The 20,303-nt window shown below is 31.4% G+C and carries 25 protein-coding genes and 1 pseudogene; 18 read left to right on the top strand and 8 right to left on the bottom strand.

The features are described 5' to 3' along the window. Window positions 1-6: 6 nt before the first annotated feature. Window positions 7-432 carry a flavodoxin family protein gene (locus TCEL_RS08730; RefSeq protein WP_018663258.1) on the bottom strand — a complete coding sequence of 142 codons (426 nt, stop codon included), beginning with the start codon at window positions 430-432 and terminating at the stop codon, window positions 7-9. A gap of 185 nt (window positions 433-617) precedes the next feature. Here TCEL_RS08730 and TCEL_RS08725 point away from each other — a divergent pair, with 185 nt between their 5' ends. After that, window positions 618-998 (top strand): desulfoferrodoxin, encoded by a 381-nt coding sequence (locus TCEL_RS08725; protein WP_018663254.1) that lies wholly within the window; start codon window positions 618-620, stop codon window positions 996-998. A gap of 88 nt (window positions 999-1,086) precedes the next feature. Here the strand turns inward: TCEL_RS08725 and TCEL_RS08720 are convergent, their stop codons facing one another. Beyond that, entirely contained in the window at window positions 1,087-2,040 is a 954-nt protein-coding gene (locus tag TCEL_RS08720) for an arsenic resistance protein (protein ID WP_018663252.1), read from the bottom strand. Window positions 2,041-2,292: 252 nt separating this feature from the next. Between TCEL_RS08720 and TCEL_RS08715 the strand changes: the two genes are divergently transcribed. From TCEL_RS08715 to TCEL_RS08650, 14 genes and pseudogenes are all read left to right on the top strand, one after another. Next, complete coding sequence (locus TCEL_RS08715) at window positions 2,293-2,562, top strand: ArsR/SmtB family transcription factor (RefSeq protein WP_018663250.1); 270 nt, start codon at window positions 2,293-2,295, stop codon at window positions 2,560-2,562. 23 nt (window positions 2,563-2,585) lie between these two features. After that, the gene (locus TCEL_RS08710; RefSeq protein WP_040683796.1) at window positions 2,586-3,059 is read left to right on the top strand and encodes a Na+/H+ antiporter subunit E; all 474 of its coding nucleotides are present in this window, start codon (window positions 2,586-2,588) and stop codon (window positions 3,057-3,059) included. Continuing rightward, window positions 3,059-3,307, top strand: coding sequence for an MrpF/PhaF family protein (locus TCEL_RS08705; RefSeq protein ID WP_018663245.1), 249 nt, complete (start codon window positions 3,059-3,061; stop codon window positions 3,305-3,307). Before TCEL_RS08710 ends, TCEL_RS08705 begins: the two co-directional genes overlap by 1 nt. Window position 3,308: 1 nt before the next feature. Then, window positions 3,309-3,632, top strand: coding sequence for a monovalent cation/H(+) antiporter subunit G (mnhG, locus tag TCEL_RS08700; RefSeq protein ID WP_018663243.1), 324 nt, complete (start codon window positions 3,309-3,311; stop codon window positions 3,630-3,632). Next, window positions 3,625-3,870 carry a Na(+)/H(+) antiporter subunit B gene (locus tag TCEL_RS08695; protein WP_018663241.1) on the top strand — a complete coding sequence of 82 codons (246 nt, stop codon included), beginning with the start codon at window positions 3,625-3,627 and terminating at the stop codon, window positions 3,868-3,870. The genes mnhG and TCEL_RS08695 overlap by 8 nt, the downstream gene beginning before the upstream one ends. Next, window positions 3,860-4,603 (top strand): MnhB domain-containing protein, encoded by a 744-nt coding sequence (locus TCEL_RS08690; RefSeq protein WP_018663239.1) that lies wholly within the window; start codon window positions 3,860-3,862, stop codon window positions 4,601-4,603. Before TCEL_RS08695 ends, TCEL_RS08690 begins: the two co-directional genes overlap by 11 nt. A 2-nt stretch (window positions 4,604-4,605) precedes the next feature. Beyond that, window positions 4,606-4,965, top strand: a complete 360-nt coding sequence (locus TCEL_RS08685; protein WP_018663238.1) for a sodium:proton antiporter — start codon at window positions 4,606-4,608, stop codon at window positions 4,963-4,965. Continuing rightward, window positions 4,962-6,410, top strand: coding sequence for a complex I subunit 5 family protein (locus TCEL_RS08680; RefSeq protein WP_018663236.1), 1,449 nt, complete (start codon window positions 4,962-4,964; stop codon window positions 6,408-6,410). Before TCEL_RS08685 ends, TCEL_RS08680 begins: the two co-directional genes overlap by 4 nt. 10 nt (window positions 6,411-6,420) lie before the next feature. After that, the gene (locus TCEL_RS08675; RefSeq protein WP_018663234.1) at window positions 6,421-8,295 is read left to right on the top strand and encodes a proton-conducting transporter transmembrane domain-containing protein; all 1,875 of its coding nucleotides are present in this window, start codon (window positions 6,421-6,423) and stop codon (window positions 8,293-8,295) included. Next, complete coding sequence (locus TCEL_RS08670) at window positions 8,292-9,176, top strand: respiratory chain complex I subunit 1 family protein (RefSeq protein ID WP_018663232.1); 885 nt, start codon at window positions 8,292-8,294, stop codon at window positions 9,174-9,176. The genes TCEL_RS08675 and TCEL_RS08670 overlap by 4 nt, the downstream gene beginning before the upstream one ends. 120 nt (window positions 9,177-9,296) lie before the next feature. Next, a pseudogene (nuoB, locus tag TCEL_RS08665) lies at window positions 9,297-9,785 on the top strand (NADH-quinone oxidoreductase subunit NuoB); the annotation flags it as partial. Further along, window positions 9,766-10,251, top strand: coding sequence for an NADH-quinone oxidoreductase subunit C (locus TCEL_RS08660; protein WP_040683795.1), 486 nt, complete (start codon window positions 9,766-9,768; stop codon window positions 10,249-10,251). The pseudogene nuoB and the gene TCEL_RS08660, both read left to right, overlap by 20 nt. After that, a complete protein-coding gene (locus TCEL_RS08655; protein WP_018663227.1) occupies window positions 10,251-11,396 on the top strand; it encodes an NADH-quinone oxidoreductase subunit D in 1,146 nt (381 codons plus the stop codon). Before TCEL_RS08660 ends, TCEL_RS08655 begins: the two co-directional genes overlap by 1 nt. Before the next feature lie 11 nt (window positions 11,397-11,407). Then, the gene (locus TCEL_RS08650; protein WP_018663225.1) at window positions 11,408-11,896 is read left to right on the top strand and encodes a 4Fe-4S binding protein; all 489 of its coding nucleotides are present in this window, start codon (window positions 11,408-11,410) and stop codon (window positions 11,894-11,896) included. A 141-nt stretch (window positions 11,897-12,037) separates the two neighbouring features. Here TCEL_RS08650 and TCEL_RS08645 read toward each other — a convergent pair whose 3' ends face one another. Next, window positions 12,038-12,550: a hypothetical protein gene (locus TCEL_RS08645; protein ID WP_018663223.1), complete on the bottom strand. Its 513-nt coding sequence runs from the start codon at window positions 12,548-12,550 to the stop codon at window positions 12,038-12,040. Between the two features lie 181 nt (window positions 12,551-12,731). Between TCEL_RS08645 and TCEL_RS08640 the strand changes: the two genes are divergently transcribed. Beyond that, a complete protein-coding gene (locus TCEL_RS08640; RefSeq protein ID WP_018663220.1) occupies window positions 12,732-13,262 on the top strand; it encodes an ECF transporter S component in 531 nt (176 codons plus the stop codon). Window positions 13,263-13,307: 45 nt separating this feature from the next. Here the strand turns inward: TCEL_RS08640 and TCEL_RS08635 are convergent, their stop codons facing one another. The 5 genes from TCEL_RS08635 to TCEL_RS08615 all read right to left on the bottom strand — a co-directional run bounded on the left by TCEL_RS08635 (window position 13,308) and on the right by TCEL_RS08615 (window position 18,221). Then, window positions 13,308-14,366, bottom strand: coding sequence for an ABC transporter substrate-binding protein (locus TCEL_RS08635; protein WP_018663218.1), 1,059 nt, complete (start codon window positions 14,364-14,366; stop codon window positions 13,308-13,310). After that, the gene (locus tag TCEL_RS08630) at window positions 14,367-15,149 is read right to left on the bottom strand and encodes an ABC transporter permease (RefSeq protein ID WP_018663216.1); all 783 of its coding nucleotides are present in this window, start codon (window positions 15,147-15,149) and stop codon (window positions 14,367-14,369) included. After that, window positions 15,143-15,958, bottom strand: coding sequence for an ABC transporter permease (locus TCEL_RS08625; protein WP_018663214.1), 816 nt, complete (start codon window positions 15,956-15,958; stop codon window positions 15,143-15,145). The genes TCEL_RS08630 and TCEL_RS08625 overlap by 7 nt, the downstream gene beginning before the upstream one ends. Before the next feature lies 1 nt (window position 15,959). Next, window positions 15,960-17,000 carry a spermidine/putrescine ABC transporter ATP-binding protein gene (potA, locus tag TCEL_RS08620; RefSeq protein WP_018663212.1) on the bottom strand — a complete coding sequence of 347 codons (1,041 nt, stop codon included), beginning with the start codon at window positions 16,998-17,000 and terminating at the stop codon, window positions 15,960-15,962. 411 nt (window positions 17,001-17,411) lie between these two features. Beyond that, window positions 17,412-18,221 (bottom strand): aminotransferase class IV, encoded by an 810-nt coding sequence (locus TCEL_RS08615; protein WP_018663209.1) that lies wholly within the window; start codon window positions 18,219-18,221, stop codon window positions 17,412-17,414. A 103-nt stretch (window positions 18,222-18,324) separates the two neighbouring features. Between TCEL_RS08615 and TCEL_RS08610 the strand changes: the two genes are divergently transcribed. Beyond that, complete coding sequence (locus TCEL_RS08610; RefSeq protein WP_018663207.1) at window positions 18,325-19,473, top strand: THUMP domain-containing class I SAM-dependent RNA methyltransferase; 1,149 nt, start codon at window positions 18,325-18,327, stop codon at window positions 19,471-19,473. A gap of 139 nt (window positions 19,474-19,612) precedes the next feature. Then, entirely contained in the window at window positions 19,613-20,194 is a 582-nt protein-coding gene (locus TCEL_RS08605; RefSeq protein ID WP_018663205.1) for an AAA family ATPase, read from the top strand. Window positions 20,195-20,303: the final 109 nt, after the last annotated feature.

Raw genomic sequence — 20,303 nt, 5'->3', positions numbered from 1 at the left:
AATATCTTATAAACTGTTTATTAATGTTTTAATAACTTCATCCTCATTTTTATCTTTTTCAACTATTTCTGTAACTGATTTAAATTGATCTTTGTTTTTTAAATGTATTTTTGAAGCTTTAGAAGAAATAACTAAGTTAATAGTCTTATATGGGTATTTTTTAAGAAAGCTTTTAATTGTAGGTGCTAATCCTCCTACCCATAGAGGACCTACTAAAAATATTTCATCTTCTTTATTGAAATTTGTGTTTACATTAACTTTTATATCTTTATTTGCTATAGAATAATAGATTGCTTTAAGGTAGCCCTTAAAACCACTCCAATCAATACCATCTTCTATTTGGTATACTTGTACTTTTAAAGAATCCCCTATTTTTTGTGCAATTCTTTTTGAATTACCTGATCTTGAGAAATAAAAAACCTTATACCCCATTTACCTCACTCCTTTTTATATTTAATTTTGATTATATAATTATTTTATCAAAAAAATGGAAGAAACTCACATAAATTATGATATAATTGTTCTTAAAAAAATTAATAAAATGTTGCTTGTAATGCACATAATTAGTGATATAATATTATTAAAAGAAAATGATTTTCTGATAAGGAGGGGTTAAAATGACAGAGGTTAGGCAGGTTTATAAGTGTGAAGTATGTGGTAATATCGTAGAGGTTCTTCATAAGGGGGCAGGCACCTTAGTTTGCTGTAATAAACCAATGACACTTAGGGTTGAAAATACAGTGGATGCATCAAAGGAAAAGCATGTACCTGTAGTAGAATTGGTTGATGGTGGAGTTCTTGTTAAGGTTGGAAGCGTAGAACATCCAATGGAAGAAAAACATTATATTGAGTGGATAGAAGTACACACAAAGGATAAGGTATACAGAAAATTTTTAAATCCAGGTGATAAGCCAGAAGCCTTCTTTAAATTAAATGATGGTGAAGAAGTTCTATATGCAAGAGAATACTGTAACCTTCACGGACTTTGGAAGGCATAAAAAAGTGCCACCCAAGTGAATTGTGACATTTTCCATTTATAAACCATAAACAATTCATTTGGGTGGCAAAACTTTATAAAACTATCAATTATTTAAATACCCTATTTGCAAAATACTTTCCAAACCAAGAAGCACTTTGAACTTGAAGAATAAATGCAAGTGTCACAATAAGTGCAGCCTTAGAACCAAAGCTTGATGCAGCTATTCCAAGTGCTAAGGATAGATTACGCATAACTGTGCTGTAAACAAGTGCTATAGCATCTTCTCTGTTTAAAAACATTTTTCCTATAACTGTACTTATTGTGTAGTTTATTAGGTAGAATACCGCAAGCACAACAAGTGACCATAAAATTAAATCTGGTTTAGATATTATAACCTTTGATTTCATACCAATGCTTATAAATACTATTCCAAGTAGGAACCATATACTTACGGCTGGAAGTATAGGTTTTATTTTTTTGTTATATTCTTCAACTGAATATTTCTTAATAAGCATTTTATAAGTAACTACACCTAATATCAATGGTATTACAACAACTTGAATGATTGTGATAAATGTCTTTACAATATCAATAGGAATATACTTACCAACCATAAGTAGTAAATACCAAGGTGCAACAAGAGAACCTACAAATAAGCTCAGTGCAGTAATTTTAACTGCTGCTGATACATTTCCTTTGTTTAACATTGTCCATGAAATTGTCATACCACTTGTTGGTAATAGTGATGCTATTGCAAGTCCTGCAAACATATCCATATTTTCTTTAAATAATGTAATTCCCATTAAGTATGCTATAACAGGTATAATTAAAAAGTTAATAAGTAAGGATAGTAGAACTAATTTTGAATGAGATAAATCAAAGGCACTTTTGTAGTTAAATCCAATCATTGTTGGATAGATCATAAGTACAGTAAATATTAAAATATAGCTCTTCATAAAATTCAAATCCATTTTGAGTCCAGTTAAAAATCCAAGTAACATTACTAGGGGTATAACCTTAACAAGATTTTTTGATGGATAGTAAAATATCTTTTTTAACATTCCAATTCCTCCCTTCGACGTATTTAATTATATTTATATATTCTACAAATTTCAAATACCACATAGGGGTATTCAAATTCGTTTATTATTAAATATCTTTAGTTATCTTATCCAATTTCTCAAAATCATATAATTATGTAGCAAATGCCAAAAATAAAGTCAATTTGTTAAAAAAATATTTAAATTGAAACATTGAGCATAATATTGTAATATTATAATATAAAGATACTTAAAGGGGGTATAGGTATAGAAGTGAATAAGAAGATTCAAAAATTAGCAGATAAGTTTAAAGTTCTTTCAAATCCAATAAGAGTTTCCATATTACTATGCCTATTAAATGGACAATCCAATGTAACTAAAATTCAAGAATGTTTAAACATACCTCAGTCAACTGTATCAAAGCATCTAGGTATTTTAAAAAATGCAGGTTTAATTGAAGGAGAAAGAAGTGGACTTGAGGTTATATACAGTATTGTAGATGATGGAGTAAAGAATATGATTCTTTCACTGATGGCAGAGTAACTAAACTTTTGGAGGTGAGCCTATTGAATAATTTTATTTTTACTTTCTTTTCTCTCTTTTTAGTGTGGTTTTCCTTAAGCTACCCACTTACAAATCAAGAAATCATATTTGGTTTAATTCTATCCTTATTCATATCAGTTTTAACTCAATATTATAACCAAAAGAGTAAAAGTTTTAAAATAAAATCTCTCTACCATTTAATAAAATATTTTATTGTATTTTTAATTGAATTAGTTAAGGCTAATTTGAATATGGCAAGAATTGTTATAACACCTTCGCTTCCTATTTCACCAAAGATATATGAAGTTAAAACAGAGCTAAAATCCAACATAGCAAAGGCTCTTCTTGCAAATTCAATAACATTAACTCCAGGGACAATTTCAGTTGATTTAGATGAAGATACTATTTATATACACGTTGTTGAAGGTGAAAAGGTTGATGATGTAGAGGGCTTAAAGGGACCCTTTGAAAAAATACTGAAGGAGGCATTTGAATAATGTTTTATGTAACAATAGCACTTATTGTTTTGGGAATGCTTCTTAGCATTATTAGATTGGTCAAGGGAGATTCAATAGAAAGCAGAGTTGTTGCAATAGATGTTTTAACAACAATAACATCAAGCTTAATTATTGTATTTGCATTTTTAACAGACAATACGCTCCTTATAGATGTTGCTCTTGTGTATGGGCTTTTATCCTTTGTTGGCGTTGTTGCTGTTGCACGTTATTTAGAGGGAGGAATTTAATATGCAATATGTTGGTTGGTTTTTTATATTAGTTGGGGCGACCTTTTCGTTTCTTGCGGGCCTTGGTATATATAGAATGCCAGATGTACTTAATCAGTCCCAAGCTGGAACAAAGGCATCAACACTTGGAATATTGGCACTGCTTGTAGGGTTTTCCCTATTAAATCCACAAGCTTCACCAAAGCTTATTCTAATGGCACTATTTTTCCTATTTTCATCTCCAATTGCATCCCACGCAATATGTAAGGCTGCACTTAGGAGAAATAAAGCAAACTTTATATTAGATTCAAATCCTCTTTTAAAGGAGGGAGAAGTAAATGATTAATCTTGCAATTTTTATTGCTGTGGTAATGTTTTTAGGAGCGATTTGGACAGTTTTAACAGAGGATGTTTTTAAAGCCATTGTTATTTTTGGAATAGTTTCACTTATGTCTTCTGTAATGTTTTTATTAATGCAGGCACCCGATGTTGCTATAACTGAAGCAGCAATAGGTTCAGGTATAACAACAGCATTATTTATATTCACATATAAGAAAATGGAGGAAAGAAAAGATGAAAGATGAAAAGTCTTTGTTTATCAATATAGTTGCTCTGTTAATTCTTTCATTTATGGCCTTTTATATCTATAAGGTTTCAATTGATACTGGAAGTGGAATTAAGATAACAGACAGCATTACTCCAAAGATGAGGGTGGCAGATAAATATTTAAATAAGAATGTATTAAATGAAAACAGCACCTATAAGTTTTCACAAACAGCAGAAGATACATCTGCCAACATAGTTACATCAGTTGTTGTAGACTACAGATTATTTGATACAACATTAGAGGTTATAGTTCTCTTTGTAACTATATTAGGATTTGGTTTTGTTATACCAAAGGATAAGAGAAGGGTTAAAATGCCTTCTGTAATCCTCTATAGATGGGCACCAATTCTTATGATCTTAATGCTTATGATTGGAGGATATATGTTTATTAATGGACATCTATCACCAGGGGGAGGATTCCCAGCAGGTGCTATTATATCAACTGCAGTATTAATAGGAGTTTTAGCAGGTAGAAAAACAGTAAACCATAAGACTTTAAAGGTAGTAGAGGCAGTTGCAGGAATATCAATATTTGCTATAGGAATAGCTTCCTTCTTTATTAAAGGTGTATTCTTCCAAAACTTTATAACAGGAGATAGAATAGGTGATTTATTCTCAGGTGGTCTGATACCTGTGTTTTATGGTCTTATAGCCTTTAAGGTGGCTGCAGAGCTATCAAATATTTATTTTGAATTTTATGAGGAGTGTTGATTATGACAAAAGTTTTTATATTATCTTCACTTTCCCTTGTGTTTGTTGGACTATATGGAGTTTTGACAAGAAAAAACATAGTTAAAATTCTAATAGCACTAAACATTATAGAAACAGGAATCAATATGCTCTTGGTAGCCTTTGGATATATTGAAGGTGGTTTAACTCCAATACTTCAATCAGATTTAAGTATCGCTAATTTAGATAAAATGGTCGACCCTGTTCCACAGGCACTTGTTCTAACTTCAATAGTAATAGGTCTTGGAACAACAGCCTTTGCACTTGCACTTGCAATGAGATATAAAAATACCCACAACTCAATTTCAATTAGAGCAACAGATGAAGAGGGGGTAAACGTATGAATAGTATAGTGTTTTTAGTAGTAATCCCTCTAATTGCAGCATTTTTATCCCTTTTCTTAGAAAAATTAAATAAACTTGCAATGTATATAGTTACATTATTTAATTTAATATTTTCAATAACAGTTTTGATGAGTGGAAACATTCCATTTAATGTTGCAATAGGAGGATGGAGGGCACCCTTTGGTATAAACTTTGTTGTAACTGATATTACAATTTACTTTTTACTTCTTGTAAACATAGCAGCCTTAATTTCTATAACAGTGGTTAATAACATAAAGGAATATCAATTTTATTCCTTCTATTTTGTTCTTTTAGCTGCTACAAATGGTATGGTTTTAACTGGCGATATGTTTAACTTTTATCTATTCACAGAGCTTTCAACCTTTGCTATTGCAGGACTTGTTGCCTATAAAAGAGACAGGCTATCAACAGGTGCAGCACTTAAGTTTTTAATTTTATCATCAACAGCTTCCTTGTTTAGCCTTGCTTCTATTGGGCTTATTTATAAAACTTTAGGGACTTTAAACTTTGCAGATATTGCATTAAAGCTTTCTAAATTAAACCAAGCATCCTATAATCTAATTTTAATTTTGTTCTTATCAAGTATGCTTGTAGAACTTAAAATATTCCCATTTAATCTTTGGGTTGTTAAGTCCTATGAAGGTTCAATTACTTCGGTAAATATGTTTACACACGGAATGCTTGGTACTGCTGGAATTTATGGTGCAATAAGAATACTGTTAATTGTCTTTCCAAATATGTATAGTACAAATATTTCAAAGGTATTAATCATCCTTTCAGTATTTACAGTGCTAATAGGCGAAGTTGGAGCACTTAAAGAAAAGAATTTGGTTAAAATACTTGCCTTTTCTTCAATGGCTCAAATGGGAGTATTTATGTTTGGTATAGCCTTAGGAAGCTTTGAGTCTATAAAGGGTGCATTATATATTGTTGTATCTAACTATCTTGCAAAATTAGTGATGTTTTTAGTTACTAAACAATATTCAAATGCAGTGGAAAGTAAAAACTATATTGATATGAAGGGACTTGGTAGAAAATACCCAATTCTTGCAATATCATTTACAATAGCAGCCCTTAGCCTTATGGGTATGCCATTCTTTGCAGGTTTTTGGGGAAAGTTTTCAATAGTTGTAAGTGCACTTGCATTAGGTAAGCTATCTACCATAGGTATAGCAATTCTCCTAATTGCATCAGTTGTTGAAGGTGTGTATTACTTAAGAATTTCACACACATTCTTTGCAGAAAAGGATGTGAATAGTGTGAATATTTCAAGAGTCTACTCCCTAATTCCATTTGTTTTAGCTGCTATTATATTAGCAATAGGTATATATCCAAACTTTATTGAACAGATTTTATGGAATGTAATTGATGAAATAAAGAACGCACCAGATAAGTATATAAACATAATTTTATCATTAAAGTGAGGTTGAGAATATGATAGAGCTGCTTTTAGTTCCTCTAATTACAACTCTCGTGTTGGCATTTTTTATTAGATATAAAAGAATAACTTGGACTTTGTTTTTAGCTGCCAATGGTTTTGTACTATACAAACTCTACTCAATTTATGGAATATGGAATTTAAGCTACAAGGTAGATACAGCCTATAAAATATTAGGAGCAGAGCTAACTTTAGGAGTTTCCAATAATCCGATAGGATGGTATTTTGCATTTTTCTCTGCCTTAATAACTTTATTAATTTCACTGTTTTCAATAGGCTTTAATAAAAATTCAAGGAGCAATGTATCTGTTATTTGGATGCTTATTATATTTTCTAATCTTGGTATCTTCTTTGCACAGGATTGGGTTACCTTCTTTATGATGTGGGAACTTATGGGATGGACAAGTTTCTTTGCAATTACAAATGGCAAGGATAAAGCATTAGATGGAGCAAAATACTACTTAGCATTATCACTATTTGGTGCTGCACTTATGCTGATTGCCATATCAGTTTTAGCTCAATATACAGGTACTTTTCAAATATTTGCATCAGCCTATGGGCTACTACAGATAATAAATTCTTCAACAAAACTTGGAATAGGGATTTTGCTATTGTTTTTAACAACATTTTTAATAAAATCAGCAATATTCCCATTCTATATGTGGCCTCAGAAGGTCTATTCAGAAGGGCCAGAGGACTACATTACATTTATGTCTTCTGTAATGATTAAATATGGAATTTATCCAATGGCTATATTTATTGTTCCTGTAGTAGGTAGTGCAGACCTTCCTATGATATTAAACACAGGTAATGTACTTCAATATACAATAGGTTATCTTGGAGCAATAAGTGCAATACTTGGAACTATACTTGCCATATTTCAAACTGATATGAAAAAACTATTTGCATATTCTTCAGTTGCAAATATGGGGTATATTCTACTTGGATTTTCTTCAATGACTATAGTTGGATTTGAAGGTTCACTATTTCATGTTGTAAACCATATGATTTTAAAGGCAGCTATATTTTTAACACTTGCAGCAGTAGTTTTTAGAACTGGAGAAAGTGAAATGCATAAATTAGGTGGACTTGTTTACAGAATGCCACTTACATTTATGACATTTCTTCTTGGAATAATAGCTGCAGCAGGTATACCACCACTTAATGGATTTGGTTCTAAGTGGATGATAATACAGGCACTTATGTCAAAGAGGATGGTTGTTTTTGCTATAGCAATGATATTTGCTTCAACAGGTGCGTTTATGTATCTATTTAGGGCACTTGCTTCAATATTCTTAGGGCAGCTTCCTGATAGATATAAGGATGTAAAGGAAGTACCACCTACTATGGCAATTCCAATGTTTATTATGATGGTTATAATGCTATTAACTGGAGTAGTGCCAGGTGTAGTTATGAAGCCACTTACATCAGCATTAAAGGCAGTAGGATATAACGTTGAAGTAGCTTCTTGGACTACGCTTGAGGGAAGTTTAAAAAATTCAGTTATAGACCTTAAAATTGTATTCTATATGTTTGTTGCAGGAGTAATAATATCAGCCCTAATGTACTTCTTTGGTAATAAATCAGAGAAGGTTCCTCAAAATGATAACTATACAGCAGGTGAATATCCAGAAGAGTGGGGAGTAGATGCGGATAGGTTTAACTACTCATATGCCTTCTATCAGCCATTTAAAGAGATGTTTGAACCTCTACTTGAATCTGTATCAATAGATGGTTTCTTTGCAAGTATAGGAAGAAATTTTGAATTTTTAAGTTCAACAATTCAAGGACTATTTAAAAGAGGAGAAGGTGCAGTACTTTTATTTAGTATAGGAGTTCTCCTATTGATATTAGGAGGGTTGATTATATGATGGCGGTATTAAGGGTATTTTTATTTGGTATATTTGCGATATTTATAGGACTACTTTTTATGGGAATTGGAAGAAAGGTTATTGCAAGGATTCAGCTAAGATATGGTCCACCATTTTATCAAGCCTTTCTTGATGTTGGAAAATTATTTGCAAGAAAATCTATAACACACAATTTTGTAATGGATTTAGGTATGGTTATGGCACTTGGTGGGCTTTTGGCAACAATGCTCTTTGTTCCAATTGCAGGACACGTTGCTGTAAAGACAAGTACAAATCTAATAGTGATTATGTATCTTATGGCTATAGGATATTTAGGAATGGCAATGGCTGTTGCGGCAAGTGGAAACCCTAATGCAACAATAGGTGTATCCCGTGCCCTTACTATGATGCTTGGATATGAAGTACCATTTTTTACAGTAATATTAGGGCTTATTATAGTAAATGGCACATCATCACTTGAGCTTATATCACAATCTCAAGCTGGCTCAATATTAAATTGGAATATGATAAAATTCCCACTTGCCTTTATTGCAGCAGAAATAGCACTTCAGGCTATGATGGGTGAAAAGCCCTTTGATGCAATGATTGCACCTGCAGAAATTGCATCAGGTCCTATGGTTGAATTAAGTGGTAAATATCTTGGACTTGCCTTTTTAACTCATGCAGTATCAATATTTGTTGAAACTGCAATCATAGTAAATCTATTTATGGGCGGTGCAAGTAATATATTTACATTTGTTTTAAAGCAGTTTGAGATATATCTAATAACAATATTTATTGAAGCAGTATTTCCAAGATTTAAAATTGAACAGGCTGTTAAGTTCCTATGGACTGTTCCAATTGGAATTGCAGTGCTTCAACTTCTTCTAATTCTTCTTTAATAGGAGGTGTTTTAGATGCAGGAATTAAAAGTGGAAAAAAAGAGAAGCTGTATGGATAATATCATAGATTTTTTTAGAAAAAGATCAATTTGGATGCTTCACTACTGAACAGGTTGTGGAGCGGTGGAGTTACCACCAGCAATGACATCCAGGTGGGATGTTGAAAGATTTGGAGTAGGTCCTATGGCTACACCAAGACAGGCAGATGTACTCCTTGTTACAGGGTATGTTTCCTTAAAGACTTTAAAGAGGATTATAAGAACCTATGAACAAATGCCTGAACCAAAATGGGTATTGGCCTTTGGTTCTTGTACAGTAAATGGAGGAATCTATTGGGATTCATATAATACAATAACAAACTTAGCAGAGTATATTCCAGTTGATATTACTGTGTCTGGCTGTATGCCAAGACCAGAGGCTGTAATTGATGCACTTCAAACATTAATGAAGATGATTCAATCTGGAGAAGCAGGGGCTTATAAAAAGTATAAAGAAAACTATGAATACTATAAAGCAAATCAAGATAGGGTACTTAAAAAGACAGTACCTGTATTAGGACAAACTCCTAAAAATGATTTGGAGGGAAAAGATGAAGATGCAAAAGAGTGATATTGTGAAACTATTACTTGATAGAGGATATAGTGTTTTTGATTTATACCATAACCAAATAGCCCTTGCGGTTAAAAAGGAAAACCTATTAAATGACCTAATATTTTTAAGAAGCATAGGATTTGAACATCTATCATTTATTACAGCAGTTGATTTTATTGATGAAGGTGAGTTTGAGGTTGTATATCATATATGGTCCTATACACATAAAGTACACATTTTAGTAAAGGTTAGGGTGGATAGAAATAATCCTGTAGTTCCAACAATAATTAACCTTTGGGAACAGGCACAATTTTATGAACAAGAGGTACACGAATTCTTTGGAATTAAGTTTGAGGGTAATAATGATCTATCACCTCTATTTTTAGAAAACTGGGTGGATATACCACCTCTTAGAAAGGATTTTGATACAAGGGAATTTTCAATAAGGCTTTATGATGCAGAAGTAGACGGAGGTGATAGATAATGGACGCACCATCATATACACTAAGTAAAATAGCTGAAAGGGATAATTTAGCAGTATATGAATTGTTTTTTGGCCCAAACCATCCTGGTATGCACGGAAATTTTGGATATGTTTTAGAGATGATAGGAACTGAAATAGTTAAGGTAAGACCAAATGCAGGACACCTTCATAGAGGATTTGAGAAGCTAATGGAACAAAAACTATGGGTACAAAACATTGCACTTGTTCCAAGAATATGTGTTGTTGATCCAGACCCAAATGAAGTTGCCTACTGCACAGCAATAGAAAAGATTATGGGAGTAGATATTCCAGATAGGGCAAAGTTTATAAGAACAATAACCCTTGAAATGAGTAGGTTAACTTCATTTTTAATGGGAATGGGGGCACTTGGTGCAGCACTTGGTCTATATACACCAATGTATATAATGATGGCAGACAGGGATTTAATTCTTGATCTATTTGAATGGCTTACAGGTGCAAGAATTTATCACATTTTCAATATTCCAGGTGGAGTGAGAAATGATCTTCCAGAAGGATGGGTAGAAAGATTGAATGAGGTATTAGATCATTTAGAAAAGAGACTTATTGAATATGATAAGCTTGTGTTTGAAAATCCAATAATTCATAAGAGGTTAAAGGGATTAGGATATATATCAAAGGAGGAGGCTATAAGGACTGGAATAACAGGACCAAACCTTAGAGCATCAGGTGCTGCCTATGATGTTAGAGTTGACGACCCTTATGCAGCATATCCATATCTTGATGTAAAGGTTATAACTCAAGATGGTGGGGATGCCTTAACTCGTGCGGTTCAAGTTAGATTAGAGTTTGAAGAGACAATAAAATTAATAAGACAGGCACTTAAGGAAATGCCAGATGGTGATGTAAGATTAAATTTAGGTAACCTTTCAATGCTTAAGGTTCCAAAGGGTGAAGCATATGCAAAGGTTGAGTCATCTAAAGGTGAGTTTGGATACTATGTTGTGTCAGATGGAGGATTAAAGCCATATAGAGTAGGAGTTAGAGGGCCATCACTTCCAGCAGGACTTTTATATGCACAAAAGCACCTACCAAAGATGAAAATAGATGATGTGGCAGCGTGGATGGCATCACTTGCAATATGTCCACCAGATATAGATAAATAGGAGGTGTTTATATGGCATTAGGTGATAAGAGTGTTTATTCTCCTCTGACGACTTTAAAAAATCTATTTAGAAGACCTGTTACTATAAAGTATCCAAAACAGATTTTAAGGGTATTTCCTAAAGATGGAGTATCTCCAACCTATAGAGGCCTTCATACAAATGATTTAGACAAATGTGTTGGATGTGCTGCATGCAAAAGGATATGTCCATTTGATGCAATAACCATGAAGGTAGTAGGTAAGAATGAACAGGGAAGAGAAATAAAAAAGCCTGTTGTAGACTATGGTAGATGTAGCTTTTGTGCCTTTTGTGTAGATGTTTGTCCAACGAATTCCCTAAAGATGTCAAGGCACTACATCTATAAGATAAAGACAGTAATGTCAATGTCGGCAAAGGATGAAGTAGAATACGTGAAGGAAAAGTTTAAAATTATGCCAGATGAAAGTTTAGGGGATGATATAGGATACAATACTGGTAAAAGTAAGAAGGTACTGGGATAAAAAAGTGCCACCCAAGTGAAATGTGACATTTTCCAATTTATGCAACAAAAATTTGCGACCTTCATACTCCTTATTAGGAGCTATAAGGTCGCCTTTTTATTGACAGTTAAACATCTTATGGCTATTATAATTTTGATTAAGTCATTTATAGTTTCCCAATACAACCTCATCAATAAGCCAATAATTATTAATCTTCCTTACTATCAAGGTTATAGGACGTCTTATTGCTACTCCATCCGATACCACTTCATTACTTGTTATTTCAATTATTTCTCCTTTTACTTTATAAGTAAGTTCATCTATCTTGTATATATTTTTTATCTCAATTCTATCGGGCCAAGGGCTTGATGTTAATCTCCCAGGAGCTTTTGAGGGGTCTTTAATCCATTTTTCTAAGAGACTATCTGTTACATAAATACTATAGTTTTCTTTAATGCTTTTAATTAATATTTCTTTTGGTGCTAAAAGAGGTACATTTTTTAGTCTTCTCCCAAAATCTTCAACTATTTTAATTACTAGATATTTTTCTTGCTTATCTACCATTTGACTAGTGCTATTAGGATTATAAATTTTAGTATAAGTATTTTCGTTGAATGCATTATATAGAAAGGCTAAAATGGTAAGATTAAGTATTAAAAATATAACCTTTTTCATGTTGCCTCCTATTAAAAAGAAATGCTATTCCATTGTTTTAAGTAATAATAGCATTAACTTGACCTTAAAAAGCTATGCATCAAATTTAAGATATAAGGTTAAAAAGAATATATTTTGTAAGTGATAAAAATGTAAAATTTAATAATAAGATAAATCATATATATTATTAGGAGGCGGTATTATGATAAGTAAAACAAATAAAATTGTTTATTCATCCTTACTTTTGGCAATAGGTATTGTTTTTCAAATAATTGGTAGAAACATACCACAATTTAATCAATTTTTAGTAGGGCCTATTATTAACAGTATTTTGATACTTACAGCCTTCATTTGTGGTAGATGGTGGGGTGTAGGAGTAGGAACATTAACACCTCTTTTAGCTTGGTTTGTTGGTCAACTGGCGACACCTCTAGCACCGTTTATCCCTTTTATTATGATTGGAAATATATTATATGTATTAACATTTTCTTTGTTTATACAGGGGAATATGATTAAAAGGGCCATAGGTGTAATATTAGGAGCCTTAATTAAGTTTGTTTTTTTAACATTTGCTTCTACGAAACTTATTAAACTTGTTGGATTGAGTTTTCCACCTAAAATTGCCAAGGTACTAGCTACAAGTATGAGCTTCCCACAACTTATAACTGCTCTTTTAGGTGGTGCATTAGCATTGATTATTATAGAGTTATTAAGAAGGAGAAGGGTTATTTAGAATAAAAAAACAGAGCATCTAATTTAGAAGATGCTCTGTTTTTTATTAGTTTGATGCCTTAACCTCTGTCCATATTCTATCATATTCTGATAAGTAATCTGAAAGGTCTTTATAAATTTCACATCTATTTAATGTTTCTTCATCAGGATATATTGTCTTGTCATTTTTAATTTTTTCATCTAATAGTTTATATACTTCAGTATGTGGTGTTGAGTATCCAATATATTCAACGTTTTTCTTTGCAATTGCAGTTTCACACATGAAGTTTATAAACATTTCTGCTTCCTTTTTATGCTTTGATGTTTTTGGAATAACCATACAGTCTATAAATAAATTGCTACCTTCCTTTGGAATTGCAAATTCTATATCAGGGTTTTGTCTTTTCATACATACTGCATTTCCAGCCCAATCAACTGCAAGAGCAGCTTCATTTGCAATCATTTTATCCTTTATCTCATCAACTGCATAGGCAAGTACCAGTGGTTTTTGCTTTATAAGTTCCTGCTTTGCTTTTTCAAGGGCATTTTTGTCAGTAGTATTTAATGAATATCCAAGCTTTTTAAGTGTTAGTCCAATTGCTTCTCTTTGGCTATCAAGCATTAATATTTGTCCTTTATATTTTTCATTCCATAGTATATTCCAGCTATCCACAGGATCAGTTACCATTTTTTTATTGTATGCAATACCTACAGTACCCCACATATAAGGTACAGTATATTCATTGTTTGGGTCAAAATCTCTATTTTTAAATTTTGGATCTATGTATTTGTAGTTTGGTATATTTGAAAAATCCAACTTTTCAAGTAATCCTTCTCTAATCATCTTTGCTACCATATAATCTGATGGTATTACAATGTCATATGCCGTACCACCTGATTTAACTTTAGTATACATTTCTTCATTTGTTGCATAAGTTTCATAGTTTACTTTTATTCCATATCTTTGCTCAAATTCTTTAATAACGGATTCATCAATGTATTCTCCCCAGTTGTAAACATTTAAAGTTACCTTTTCTTCTTTTGAACATGACGTAAATGATAGTGCCATTGTGAACAGAACTACTATAAGTGTTACTATGGATGTTATTCTTTTTATTCTCTTCAATTACCTCATCTCCTTTGTTTCGTTATTTGTAGTTTTGTTTATTAGAATAAGAAGTACTAAAACAATTAGAAATAAAATTGTTGAAAGTGCATTTATTTCAGGCTTAATTCCACGTCTCGCCATTGAATATATTGTTATTGAAAGATTTGAAACACCATTCCCAGTTGTGAAGAAGCTTATAACAAAGTCATCAACTGACAAAGTAAATGCCAAAAGTGCACCACTTATAATTCCAGGCATAATTTCAGGTATAATTACCTTTCTTAATGCGTAGGATGGGGTTGCTCCTAAGTCGAGTGCGGCTTCATATATATTTGGGTTTAACTGTTTAAGCTTTGGTAGTACAGATAAAACAACATAAGGTAAACAGAAGGTTATATGGGCAATTATCATTGTTAATAATCCCAATTTTAATTTAAGTGCTATAAAAAGAACCATTAATGATATTGCAGTAACTATATCTGGGTTTAAAACTGGTAAATAAGTTATATTTAAAGATATTTTTTTAGTTGTTTTTTTCATGTTATGTATACCTATTGCAGCTAGTGTACCAAGTATTGTTGATACCAGTGAGGCAATAAATGCAACAGTTAATGTGTAGTACATTGCCTGCATAATTTGTCTATCACTAAATAATTGCTTATACCACTTTAAAGTAAATCCAGTAAAACTACCTCTAGATTTTGATTCATTAAATGAGAAAATAATTAGTATTAGGATGGGGGCATAAAGAAATATATAAATTAAAGCTGCATAAACTCTTTTCAATACTCTACTTACCATAGATTAACCCCCTCCTTATCCTTATCAAATTTATTCATTATTGCTATAGATATAAGAATAATTGCCATCATAACAATGGATATGGCTGATCCAAAATTCCAATCTCCTACATTAATAAACTGTCTTTCTATTAGATTTCCTATCAGAGTAAACTGTCCTCCTCCTAAAAGCCTTGATATTGCAAATGTAGTTACAGAAGGCATAAATACCATTGTAATTCCAGAGATAACACCTGGAAGGCTTAATGGGAACACAACCTTAATAAATGTAGTTAGTTTATTTGCACCTAAGTCGTAGGAGGCTTCTATTAAACTTTTATCTATTTTTATTAAAACAGTATATATTGGAAGTACCATAAAAGGTAAAAAGTTATATACCATTCCTAATATTACAGCACCATTTGTGTATAATAGGGATAGTGGTTTTATTCCAAATAAAGAAAGAAATTTGTTTATTATACCGTTTCTTTCTAATATAGTCATCCAAGCATAGGTTCTAAGCAAAAAGTTCATCCACATTGGAATGATGAAAAATAAAATCAATGTATTTCTAGCTTTTATGTTAGCCTTTGAAATTATATAAGCCATAGGATATCCTAATATTAAACATATAAGTGTGCTTACTAATGCTAGATTTATAGAACGTACAAGCACGTTTAAATAAAGTGGATCAAAGAACCTTATTAAATTATCTAGAGTAAATGAACCTTGTTTAGTTGTAAAAGCGTAAAATAGAACTAGAAATAGTGGGAGTACAGCAAATATTGTCATCCATGTTAAATATGGAATAGAGTAGGCTTGTCTTTTCATATTACTTCACCTTTTTCATAATATGAATATTTTCAGGCTCTACATCTAGGTAGACTTTTGTACCAACAGGTTCCATTTTAGTACTGTGAACTTTAAAATGGAATTCAGAAGAATTTATGATCATCTCATAATGTACTCCCTTAAATGTTACATTTTCAACATAGCCTTCAAGCTTGCCATTATTTTCCCTTGTAACTAAAATGTCCTCAGGTCTTATAACAACATCAACAGGCTCATTTTGATTAAATCCTTTATCTACACATCTAAATTTTTGTCCTAAAATTTCAACTAAACAGTCATCAAGCATAATACCATCAAGTATATTACTTTCACCTATAAATTCAGCAACAAAAGCGTTTTTAGGTTCATTATAAATATCCTCTGGGCGACCTATTTGCTGAATAGTTCCTCCATTCATTACAACTATTGTATCTGACATAGTTAATGCTTCTTCTTGGTCGTGAGTTACAAATATAAATGTAATACCAAGTGCCTGCTGCATTTTTTTAAGTTCAGTTTGCATTTCTTTTCTAAGCTTTAAATCAAGTGCTCCTAAAGGTTCATCTAATAGTAGTACCTTTGGTTCGTTTACAAGTGCTCTTGCTATTGCAACTCTTTGCTGTTGTCCACCACTTAGGGAGGATATTTCTCTATTTTCGTATCCTGTTAAATTTACCAAAGCCAGCATTTTTTTAACTCTTTCTTTTATTTCAGACTCAGATACCTTTTTTAATCTAAGACCAAATGCAATATTTTCAAATACATTAAGATGTGGGAAAAGTGCATACTTTTGAAAAACAGTATTTACCTGTCTTTTATAAGGTGGAAGATTAGTTATATCTTGTCCTTCAAAAAATATTTTTCCGCTTGTTGGAGTTTCAAAACCTCCAATTAGCCTAAGGGTTGTTGTTTTACCACATCCACTAGGTCCTAATAGAGTAATAAACTCATTTTTTCTTACATAAAGGTTTAGATTATTTAGTACAGTATTTCCTTCATATACTTTTGTTAAGTTCTGCAAATCCAAAATCTTCTCTGCCAATTTTCAGACCTCCCTTTTTAAAAATTGGTGGACTATTTATAAAAAAAATAATAAAATCTACATTATAGTTTATAATAAGTTTTAGTTAATTTTAGAATAAAAAAATGACCTTAAGTCCATAGTATTTTAGAATGTATATTCAATATAGAAAAACTAAAAATAAACTTGGACAAGGTCCTGCTAGAGTAAAAATATAAATGTATATTATATTAAACTTTTTGTTTAATATAACTAAACATCAAAAACAATTATAAGAGTTTGTTAAAAAAAGTCAAGAATTTTTTAGTATTTAGTTAATTTTTATAAAATAAAAGGGTCAGTTTAATGCTAAACTGACCTTTTTATGTGCACTTCGAATCTGTTTATACTTTATTAGTTTTATAAAAATTGTGTGTAATTATATGGAAAATGTCACATTTCACTTGGGTGGCACTTTTTGTCGTATTCAGCCATTATCTTTTTTAGGACTGTATTTTTTACATCAAAGGCTTTGTCATCAATATGAGAGATTGGAAGCACCTTTGGAGATGTACCTGTTAAAAAGCATGCTTCAAAATCATTTATTTGATCAACTTTTATTTTACGTTCAACAACTTCAAATCCTAAATTTTTAGCAATTTCAATTACCTTTATTCGCGTAATACCAACTAAAACATCCTCTTTAGGTGCTGTATATAGGGTATTGTTCTTTATAAAAAATATATTTGATCTGCTTCCTTCTGTTATTTCATCATTATTATTTACAAGAATAGCTTCATATAAATTATTTTCCTTAAGATAATTATTTATCTTTTCGCGCAACTGTGAGTTTATAACCTTTGCATTTGGATTTTCTCTTGTGGCTTTATATAGAGTTGTTTTAACTCCATTTTCATAATCGTATTCTGTTGGGTAAATTGATTTTATGAAAAATAAATATACGTTAGGATCGTTAAAGTTATTTACAACAATTTTAACATTATAGTTCTGTATATTATTTATGTTTGCTAAATGAACTATTTGCCTTTTCATTTCATTTAAATCAGCAGAATAATTAACACCTAATAGCTTTGCTGAGTTATTAAGCCTTTCTATATGGTCTTCTAGAAATACAGGCTTTCCATTTATTAATCGTATAACTTCATATATACTTGGAGATAGTTCCTTGTATATAATATCAAAGTTATTTACCTCATATTCCTTTCCATTATGCAAAAAATATTTTAAAACAGCTTCTCCCATTTAAATCACCTCGTAAGATATTTTACACTAATATCATTATTATTGCAAAATAAGTTATTTTTGGGATATGATATATGGAGAAAATTTATAAAGGAGAGATAAAATGTACGATATAGTAGTAACTACGGCATTTGGAATTGAATCTGTTACCGCAAGCGAGCTTAAAACATTAGGATATAGCGATTATAAAGTTGAAAATGGAAAGATAACATTAAAGGGAAATGATAAGGACGTTGCAAAACTTAATATGTATTTAAGAACAGCAGATAGGGTATATATAAAGCTTAATGAATTTAGGGCAGAAACCTTTGAGGACCTTTTCCAAGGAACTTTGTCTATAAACTTTCCTGATTTTCTTCCTAGAAATGCCAAGATGCATGTAATAGGAAAGTCTGTAAAGTCCAAGCTTTTTAGTGTATCAGATTGTCAGGCAATTGTAAAGAAAGCTGTTGTTGAGGCTATGAAAAGGAAGTATAAAACAGATTGGTTTAGTGAAGATGGATCTACATATAAAATAGAGGTAGCCTTACTTAAGGATATAGCGACAATAAGCCTTGATACATCAGGTATTGGACTACACAAAAGAGGATATAGAACTATGGCTGGAGAGGCACCTTTAAAGGAGACATTAGCAGCTGCTATGGTTCTTTTAAGTAAGTGGACTCCAGATAGGCAGCTTATAGATCCTTTTTGTGGATCAGGAACTATATTAATAGAGGCTGCATTAATAGGGAAAAACATAGCACCTGGATTAAATAGAAGTTTTGATGCAGAAAATTGGGCTCATATAGATAAAAAGATATGGAATCAAATTAGAGAAAAGGCAAAAAGTGAAGTAAATGATTTGGAATTTAAATTGTTAGGTCAAGATATTGATGGTAAGGTTTTAAAGGTTGCAAGAGAAAATATAAAAAGGGCTGGAGTTGAAAACTTAGTTTTTGTTCAAAAGCTACCTATGGAGGAGTTAAGTTCTAAGAAAAAATATGGGTGCATAATATGTAATCCACCATATGGTGAGAGAATTGGAGAGATAAAACAGGTTGAAAAGCTTTATAAAAGGATGGGAGAAGTCTTTAGTAAATTAGATACGTGGTCCTATTTTATATTAACAAATCACTTAGATTTTGAAAAATTATTCGGCAAAAAGGCAGATAAAAACAGAAAGCTCTATAATGGAAAGCTTTTATGTTATCTATATCAATACTTCGGACCACTACCACCAAAGAAAAAACATGAAGTTCAAAATGATTAAAACTATATAAAGCTAATTATAAAAAAATTCAATGTTAAAATTTTCGTTATTGAATGTATGATATTTAACTGTTATAATATAAATTGCTTTTTTAAAAGTGAATTTTTAAAATAAAAATTTATGTTATGGAGTGAGTGAAGTGCCAGTAAGAATAGCAATTATCGGTGGTCCGAGATGTGGAAAAACAACACTTATTCAATATCTATATGCTGAAATGAAGATAATGGGACTAAATGTTGGATGTGCTACAGAATATTCAACAGAGTATCTTAAGGACAAAGGAATGATTGAACATCTTGCAGAACAATATGGTATATATTTAGGACAGGCAAGATTGGAAAATGAACTAGAAGTTTACGATTATGCTATTACAGACTATGCAACATTCCTGCCATATATATATGGAAGGTTTATGTTAGGAAATAAAAAGAGAACAACTAAAGAAATAGAAATATTAAAGGATCTTTATGCTCTTGCAATAAGAGACCTTCCAAAGTATGATTATATATTCTTCCTGCCAAGAGAATTTGGCTATGAAAAGGATGGCGTAAGATGGCAGGATGAGGAAACAGCAATAAAGGTTGATGAAGCAGTAAAGAATTTCTTAGACGCTGAAAATGTACCTTATATTATACTTGAGGGTTCAACAAAAGAAAGAGCAAAGAAGATATTCGATATAATAGGACTTTCTAAGAGAGAAAAAGAAGAAAAGGGTGCATAAGATAGAGAGCTGTCTTAAAAGAATATACTTTTAAGACAGCTTTTTTATATATAGTTAATTTTCAAATAAATTTTGTTAAAATACAGAAAATTTATTATAATTTATATAG

This window comes from Thermobrachium celere DSM 8682, from assembly GCF_000430995.1.
Taxonomy (GTDB): Bacteria; Bacillota; Clostridia; order Clostridiales; family Caloramatoraceae; genus Thermobrachium; species Thermobrachium celere.
This window is presented reverse-complemented; position numbering and strand designations above follow the sequence as displayed.